We start from the raw sequence: 459 nt of genomic DNA, 5'->3' as shown, positions 1-459 counted from the left end.
GATTGCTTCCGCCTACGCTCGTTGAGCTACGGCGGACAAGTCGCTCCGCTCGCAATGACACCCAGAATTACACCTCGCTCTCGCGATGCACGTCGTGGACCACGATGCCCATGCCGTTTTCGGGCATCTTGATCCAGTCACGCCGCTGCAGCGTGCGCTTGGTGTCCTCGTGGCCGCTCATCCAGTGCTCGCGCATCGAGGTGCCCGAGAATTCGTGATCCTTGGCGTGGCCTTCATAGGCCTTCTGCTGATAGATCAGTTGCAGGATCGCGATGCTCGGCAGGGCGCTGTTGGAATCGCGCAAGTGGCGTTCTTCCTCCGACAATTGCTCGTCCGGAATCTTGGACAGCGCCTTGTAGAGGCGGGCGCGGAGATTGTGGGTCTTGCGATACATGTCGGTGTTGTAGCGCGTGCGCGAGGAATACATGATGTCCTTGTGGCGGGCCATCACGTCATGGA

At 59.7% G+C, this 459-nt stretch carries 1 protein-coding gene; it reads right to left on the bottom strand.

Going from position 1 to position 459, the window contains the following annotated elements; genetic code table 11:
* Positions 1-67 precede the first annotated feature (67 nt).
* Positions 68-459 (bottom strand): DUF3734 domain-containing protein (locus tag I6F36_RS38685; protein WP_225173262.1); only part of this gene is annotated, 392 nt, incomplete at its 5' end.

Origin of the sequence: Bradyrhizobium sp. BRP19, from assembly GCF_020194195.1 — a bacterium.
In the GTDB taxonomy this organism is placed as follows: domain Bacteria; phylum Pseudomonadota; class Alphaproteobacteria; order Rhizobiales; family Xanthobacteraceae; genus Bradyrhizobium; species Bradyrhizobium yuanmingense.
Note: the sequence above shows the minus strand (reverse complement) of the source record. Positions and strands in the feature narration are given on the sequence as shown.